Source organism: Rhodoblastus sp. (assembly GCF_041915505.1).
Lineage (GTDB): Bacteria > Pseudomonadota > Alphaproteobacteria > Rhizobiales > Beijerinckiaceae > Rhodoblastus.
Genome location: NZ_JAYSBG010000233.1, coordinates 1 through 5,674, shown reverse-complemented (window position 1 = coordinate 5,674; position 5,674 = coordinate 1). Strand labels below are relative to the sequence as shown.

Genomic DNA, 5,674 nt, shown 5'->3' with positions numbered 1-5,674 from the left:
TCCTCGGAATGCGGCAGGAATTGCGCCAGCAGGCCGCCCGCGCGCCAGCTCGCGCCCGACGGCGTGACGACCTGTCCCGCCGCGAGGCGGATGAAAGTCGGGATCTGCTCGGACTGCTGGAAATAGGTCCGCGCGGCCTGTTCCAGCGCGCCGCCTTCGATCGGCGCCACGCCCTGATAGCGCGAGGCCTCGCCGCCCCGTTCGATGGTGAAGGCGAGATGGCCGCGTCCCAGCAGGGCCTCCGGGCTCACCGCGCCCGAAGTCGGCAGCCGCGCGGCGTCGAAACGGGCGAAGGCCCGCAATCGGTCCGGAGCGTCGAAATCGACCACCACCATGTCCACCGCGCCATCGGTGCGGGCCTGCAACTGAAACCGGCCCTCCCCCTTCAGCGCGGAGCCAAGCAGCACGGTCAAGGCCGCCGCTTCGCCCAACAGGCGCGCGACCGGATCGGGATAGGCGTGGCGGGCCAGAATGGCGTCGAGCGCCGGCCCGAGACGCGCCAGCCGCCCGCGCAGATCGAGCGGCTCGACCGCGAAGGGCAGCACGGCGTCATCCAGCCCGGCGGCGACCGGAAAATCGGCGGAAAAGCGACTCGTTCCCGAGCTCACGCCCGTTCCTCCAGACACCAGGCGAGCACGCCCTTCTGCGCGTGCAGCCGGTTTTCCGCCTCGTCGAACACCAGGGATTGCGGGCCGTCGATCACTTCGTCGGTGACCTCCTCGCCGCGATGCGCCGGCAGGCAATGCATGAACACGGCGTCCTTGGCGGCGTGGCGCATCAGCTTCGAATTGACCTGATAGGGCGCGAGCAGCGAATGGCGCAGCTTCTCGTCCTTGTCGCCCATCGACACCCAGCAGTCGGTCAGTACGCAATCGGCGTCCTGCACCGCCTCATAGGGATCACGCAGGACATTGACCACGCCGCCCTGCGCGCGCGCCCAGGCGATCAGCTCGGGGCGCGGCGCCAGATCCTCCGGCGAGGCGATGTCGAGCGTGAAGCCGAATTTGGCCGAAGCGTGAATCCAGCTCGTCAGCACATTGCAGGCGTCGCCGATCCAGGCCACGCGCGCGCCAGCAATGTCGCCGCGATGCTCCTCATAGGTCATGATATCGGCCATCACCTGACAGGGATGGGTCTTCTTGGTCAGGCCGTTGATGACCGGCACGCCGGCATAGGCCGCCATTTCCAGCAAATGCTCATGAGCGAGAATGCGGATCATGATGGCGTCGACAAAGCGTGACAGCACCCGGGCGGTGTCGGCGATGGTCTCGCCGCGCCCGAGCTGCATTTCGGCGCCGGTCAGCATCAGCGTCTCGCCGCCAAGCTCGCGCATCCCGACGTCGAAGGAGACGCGGGTGCGGGTGGAGGGCTTGTCGAAGATCATCGCCAGCGTGCGGCCGGCCAGCGGCTTGTCCGCCGCGGGCCGCCCCTTGCGGCGGCGGCTCTTGATAGCGACAGCGCGGTCGAGAACGCCGCGCAGCTCGTCGAGCGAGAAATCCGCAATATCGAGAAAACAACGACGCGCCGGATCGATCGGCGGCAGATTCATATATTGGCTCCCTGCTTTCCCTTGTGCGTCGCCGCGATTTCGAAATGACGGCAGGCCGCGCCGAGCCGGCGCACGCCCTCGCGGATTTCGTCCTCCGAGACGATCAGTGGCGGCAGAATACGCACCACATTGTCGGCCGCCGGAATCACAATGATCTTTTCCGCGCGCGCGGCGGCGGCGAAATCGGCGTTCGGCGCCCGCAGCCGCAGGCCCTGTATCAGACCCTCGCCGCGAATTTCGGCGACGACGCCGGGATGTTCCGCCGCAAGGCCGGACAAGGCCTGACGCAGCAACAGCCCCTTGCGCGCGACATCGTCGAGGAAACCCGGCGCGAGCAGAATATCGAGTACGGCGTTGCCGCAGGCCATGGCGAGCGGGTTGCCGCCATAGGTGGTGCCATGCGTGCCGAGCCCCATGCCCTTGCCGGCCTCCGCCGTCGACAGCACGGCGCCGAGCGGAAAGCCGCCGCCGATGCCCTTGGCCGAGGCGAGAATATCGGGCGTCACGCCGTAAAGCTCATAGGCGAACAATTTTCCGGTGCGACCCATGCCGCTTTGCACTTCATCGAAACACAGCAGCAGCTTGTGTTCGTCGCAGAGCGCGCGCAGGCCGCGGATGAACTCCGGCGAACCGACGCGGATACCGCCCTCGCCCTGGATCGGCTCGACCAGAATAGCGCCGGTCTGCGGGCCAATCGCGGCCTTGACCGCTTCGAGATCGCCGAACGGAACCTGGTCGAAGCCCGGCATTTTGGGTCCGAAGCCGTCGAGATATTTGGCGTTGCCGCCAGCAGCAATGGTCGCGAGCGTGCGGCCGTGGAAGGCGCCCTCGAAGGTGATGATGTGCGAGCGGTCCGGCGCGCCATTGGCCGAATTCCACTTGCGCGCCATCTTGATCGTCAGTTCCAGCGCCTCTGCGCCGGAATTGGTGAAGAACACATTATCCGCGAAGGTCGCCTCGGTGAGGCGGCGGGCGAGGGTTTCGCCGAGCGGGATCTGGAACAGGTTCGACGTGTGCCACAGCTTCTGCGCCTGCTGCGTCAGCGCCTCGACCAAGTGGGGATGGTTGTAGCCGAGGCTGGCGACGGCGATGCCGCCGCCGAAATCGAGATATTTCTCGCCCTCGGTCGAGATCAGCCAAGCGCCCTCGCCGCGATCGAAGGCCAGTTGGTACCGCGCGTAAGTCGGAAGAAGAGCCGAAGTCACGTCATGTGCTCCCAACAGCCTGGGCTCCAGCCGCCAAACGCGGAAGCGAAGCCAAAAGTGAGCGGCGGCGAGGCCGAAAATGAAAGCGCCGTCCCGCGGGGACGGCGTCGTCAGGCCCGCAATCTAGGAAATCCGGGCCGGAAGGTCAAATCTCTAATGATTTTAACGACGCGCGAAAACGCGTTCCGGCGCGGGCGCGCAACGCAAATCGGCGCGATCCCCCGCTTCAGTCGGATTTGACGCAAAGGGCTGGGGAAAACCTGCGACGCGACATTGCGACTCTTGCACGCGATTCAACGGCTGGTGTAGTCTTCCTTCCGTCGGCTACGACATCTCGTGTAGCGCGCGTCAAAGAGGCGCCCGCTTCGTCAGTCCTCGTTCGGTCGGAGCGTTTCCGACGACTGCGTCCGCGCAGCCGAACAGGTTGCGATTCCGTTCAGCGCGGCGCACGCGAAAAAGAGCCGGCCGCCGTCGATCGGACGCCTGTTCCGGTCGGGCGGGGCGATGGAATGTTTTTGCGCTGGACAAGGCGCGAGCGCGGGGCCGGAGGCGCCGCGACAAGGTGCGATAGGCACAACGTTTGGAGGTCAAATCGATGTCCTGGACCGATGAACGCGTCGAGCTTTTGAAGAAAATGTGGCTCGAAGGTTTGAGCGCGAGCCAGATCGCCGGTGAATTGTCTCATGGCATCACCCGCAACGCCGTCATCGGCAAGGTGCATCGTCTCGGCCTCTCCGGACGGGTGAAATCGCCGGTTCCGGCCCCGGCGCGGCCCCGCGCCAAGACGCGGCCCGAAGAAGACGTCCGGACGCCCTCCGCGCCGGTCAGCCACGGCAATCTGGCGGTGGCCGTCGAAACGCGCCCGGCGCCCGCGCCGCGCCGCGCCGCCGCGGATGTCGTCATTCCGATGTCCGAGCGCGTGACCATCATGGATTTGCGCGAGTCCATGTGCCGCTGGCCGATGGGCGATCCGGCGAGCGCAGAGTTCCGCTATTGCGGCGCAAAGATGCAGATCGGCCTCGGGCCCTATTGCACGTATCATGCCCGCATCGCCTATCAGCCCGCCCAGGATCGCCGGCGCGATCGCGACCGGCGCGCCGCCCGGGCCTGACGCCCCGAAAGGGGCGCCGGCGAGGGGCTGACCCGTCGGCGCAGGTTCGCGCAAGGCCAATGCTAGTCAGGCTTGACTGCGGCGGCCTTGCCGAACCGCGCCCGCCCGGAGCGTCGCTTCGGCGAAACGTCCGGCGCGGAACGGCGCGGCCCCCGGCCTCTCCCCAGCGCCCCTTCTCATGATCCTCCAAGCAAAAGGCCGGCGCCTCGCGGCGACGGCCTTTTGCTTGGAGCACGATGGATCGAGCCGCCTCAGCCGCCGCCGCGGCCAAAGGTCTCATCGAAGGCGTAGCCGGAGCCGCGCACCGTGCGGATCGGGTCGTTCTCACCGCCCTTGGCCAGCGCCTTGCGCAGCCGCCCGATATGGACGTCCACGGTGCGCTCGTCGATATCCGCCGACATGCCCCAGACGCTGTCGAGCAATTGCGAGCGGGCGAAGACCCGGCCCGGCTTTTCCATCAGATATTCCAGCAGGCGGAATTCCGTCGGGCCGAGATGAACGTCGCGGCCGGCGCGGCGCACGCGGCGCGTCTCGCGATCGAGTTCGAGTTCGCCCGCGGTCAGTTTCACGGCGACGCGTTCGGGCCGCGCCCGGCGCAGCAGCGCGCGGACGCGCGCCATCAGTTCGGGAACGGAGAAGGGCTTGACGACATAATCGTCGGCGCCGACGGAAAGGCCGCGCACGCGCTCGCCCTCTTCGCCGCGCGCCGTCAGCATGATGACCGGAAGCGTTCGGGTGGCTTCCCGGGCGCGCAGGCGCCGGCAGATTTCCAGGCCCGAAACGCCAGGCAGCATCCAGTCGAGAATGACCAGATCCGGCGCCGATTCCTCAAGCCGCAATTCGGCCTCGTCGCCACGCTCGACGCGCTCGACCACATAGCCTTCCGCTTCGAGATTATAGCTCAACAGCAGGCCGAGCGCCGATTCGTCTTCCACCACCAAAATGCGCGGCGCCCCGCCCGGGGATGCGGCGCCGATCACGGATGCGCGCGGTTCGTTCATGAAAACATTGGGCCCCTGGAGCGGCGCGCCAAAAGGGAACGCCGGATTTTCGCGGCTCCGCCGCGAAAACAATGGAGACGAAGACGCCTGCGACCAAATGGGATCGCAGGCGTCTCCAGACTTATGGCGCCGCCGTGGAATCGATGCCGCGCGGACGCTCGCCGGGCAGGCTCTCTCCGGTGACGATGTAAACCACCGTCTCGGCGATATTGGTGGCGTGGTCGCCGACGCGCTCGAGATTTTTCGAGCAGAACAACAGGTGGGTGCAGAAGGTGATGTTGCGCGCGTCTTCCATCATAAAGGTGAGAAGATCGCGGAACACGGAATCTTCCAGTGCATCCAGTTCGAGGTCGCGGTTCCAGACCGCCTTGGCCCGCTCGACGTCGCGCTGCGCATAAGCGTCCAGCACGTCGTTGAGCTGCGCGGCGGCGAGTTCGGCCATTGAGCGCAGGCCGATCACCGCGCGCGGAATGCGCGATTCCCCGGCGATTTTAGTGGCGCGCCGGGCGATGTTCTTAGCCTGGTCGCCAATGCGCTCCAGATCCGCGGAAATGCGGATCACGCCAACGACATCGCGCAGGTCGATCGCGACCGGCTGACGGCGCGCGAGAACGCGCACGGCCAGATCCTCGATGGTCCGCTGCAGAACATCGAGCCGGGCGTCGGTGGCGACGACCTTCTGCGCGAGGTCGGTGTTCATCGTCGCCAGCGCGTCCATGGCGTCGGCGAGCATCTTTTCGGCGATCCCGCCCATTTCCGAAATGTGGCGGTCGAGCGTTTCGAGGTCCTTGTCGAAGGCTTTGACGGT

Annotated in this window: 6 protein-coding genes; 1 reads left to right on the top strand and 5 read right to left on the bottom strand. The window is 66.6% G+C overall.

Annotation, left to right across the window (positions count from 1 at the left end; all coding sequences use genetic code 11):
* The 3 genes from ACE3S9_RS13780 to ACE3S9_RS13770 form a co-directional block, all read right to left on the bottom strand.
* Positions 1–608 (bottom strand): Hsp33 family molecular chaperone HslO (locus tag ACE3S9_RS13780; protein WP_374547046.1); only part of this gene is annotated, 608 nt, incomplete at its 3' end.
* Positions 605–1,549, bottom strand: a complete 945-nt coding sequence (argF, locus tag ACE3S9_RS13775) for an ornithine carbamoyltransferase (protein WP_374547045.1) — start codon at positions 1,547–1,549, stop codon at positions 605–607. The genes ACE3S9_RS13780 and argF, both read right to left, overlap by 4 nt.
* Entirely contained in the window at positions 1,546–2,754 is a 1,209-nt protein-coding gene (locus tag ACE3S9_RS13770) for an aspartate aminotransferase family protein (RefSeq protein WP_374547044.1), read from the bottom strand. The genes argF and ACE3S9_RS13770 overlap by 4 nt, the downstream gene beginning before the upstream one ends.
* A gap of 595 nt (positions 2,755–3,349) precedes the next feature.
* Between ACE3S9_RS13770 and ACE3S9_RS13765 the strand changes: the two genes are divergently transcribed.
* Positions 3,350–3,865, top strand: coding sequence for a GcrA family cell cycle regulator (locus ACE3S9_RS13765; protein WP_374547043.1), 516 nt, complete (start codon positions 3,350–3,352; stop codon positions 3,863–3,865).
* A gap of 251 nt (positions 3,866–4,116) precedes the next feature.
* Here ACE3S9_RS13765 and phoB read toward each other — a convergent pair whose 3' ends face one another.
* Both phoB and phoU read right to left on the bottom strand, forming a co-directional pair.
* A complete protein-coding gene (gene phoB / locus ACE3S9_RS13760; RefSeq protein WP_374547042.1) occupies positions 4,117–4,866 on the bottom strand; it encodes a phosphate regulon transcriptional regulator PhoB in 750 nt (249 codons plus the stop codon).
* Positions 4,867–4,987: 121 nt separating this feature from the next.
* A partial coding sequence (gene phoU / locus ACE3S9_RS13755; RefSeq protein WP_374547041.1) for a phosphate signaling complex protein PhoU occupies positions 4,988–5,674 on the bottom strand: 687 nt, incomplete at its 5' end.

Coding starts and splice junctions, on each gene's coding strand:
- phoB (WP_374547042.1), bottom strand. CDS start 4,866: ATGAACGAACCGCGCGCATCCGTGATCGGCGCCGCATCCCCGGGCGGG.
- ACE3S9_RS13765 (WP_374547043.1), top strand. CDS start 3,350: ATGTCCTGGACCGATGAACGCGTCGAGCTTTTGAAGAAAATGTGGCTC.
- argF (WP_374547045.1), bottom strand. CDS start 1,549: ATGAATCTGCCGCCGATCGATCCGGCGCGTCGTTGTTTTCTCGATATT.